Consider the following 1,151-nt stretch of genomic DNA (forward strand, 5'->3'; position numbering starts at 1 on the left):
CATTCATTCAATCAATCCTTTCTTAATTAGTTTCTGGGAATATTACTGTTAAAACTGTTCATCAAACTCAATACTATTCCCTTCAAAACCATGAATTGTAATCCCAAAACCGTTAATTTTATCTAAGGTTGCCCCTCATACGTATCCTCATCAATAGACCGCCCCACCCTAGAGTCAAAATCGTGCGCCTCCGCATGAGAGTACCCGCTGTAGTAATCATAGCCAAGGCTCGTGTACCCGAACAAGTTATCCGGCCTCGACCAGTTCAGATCGAATTTCTCCGGGGCTTCGGTACGTCAGCCAAAGAACGAGTTCCGTATAGATTACTACAGACAAAAGAAAACGACACATAGTCATGAACTACATGTGGTTGATTCAGTACCATTATAATACATGGGTATTCCATGGGTCAGATGAGTTGTTTGTTGGTTGAAGGATGGAATACGGCAGGGGTAGATTATTAATCAGCCGCCAAGTTACCCTTGATTTCATCAGCTAATTCAAGTACTTTTCTCCATTCAGGTGTAGTTCTAACAGAATTAACATTCCATGTATCACTCTTCTGTAACTCTAAAACTAAGTTTCTCAATATAGAACTTTTGTACATCACTTCATCACTAATAAACTCAGCATCATTCAATCTTTCCAAGGTCTCAACGTGTAAAAATGATGTAACCCCTGTATCAAATTCTCTTGTAACAAGTAAGTTCCGCACTTATTAATCGTATCTTCATATAGCTCCATAAGTTTCTTTATTGAGATTTTCTCCATTTAACAAATCACCCTTAATAATGAATAATCGTAGCTCCATCGCCAGGTAACGGTTTATAATATCCTACCTGCGATGTCGGTGAAAAAAAACCACAGACGAGGGTTAGTCGCTTGTGGTTCAATCTCATTGCATTCGCTTTTTGTGGCAAGCTAGTACTTCAATTTTTCAAAAGGTAATTCAAATAAATCCAAATCATTTTCAACAATTTTCATTATACTACAAACAACTAAATAACGATTACCACTAGATAACAGAACAACTATATCATTAGCTTTAATTTCCTTCTGCAGCTTTTCATTTACATATTTAACTTCATCATCGCTAACTTCTACAATTATTAAATCAGGTAGCACTCTAGGTAATTCTACATATTGAACAC

Annotated in this window: 2 protein-coding genes; both read right to left on the reverse strand. The window is 36.8% G+C overall.

Annotated features, from left to right (window positions below; all coding sequences use genetic code 11):
* Positions 1-460: 460 nt before the first annotated feature.
* Entirely contained in the window at positions 461-715 is a 255-nt protein-coding gene (locus tag A3842_RS31990) for a hypothetical protein (protein ID WP_143186246.1), read from the reverse strand.
* Between the two features lie 206 nt (positions 716-921).
* A partial coding sequence (locus A3842_RS32465; protein ID WP_178382334.1) for a hypothetical protein occupies positions 922-1,151 on the reverse strand: 230 nt, incomplete at its 5' end.

This window comes from Paenibacillus sp. P3E (genome assembly GCF_001909045.1).
In the GTDB taxonomy this organism is placed as follows: Bacteria; Bacillota; Bacilli; order Paenibacillales; family Paenibacillaceae; genus Paenibacillus_AQ; species Paenibacillus_AQ helianthi.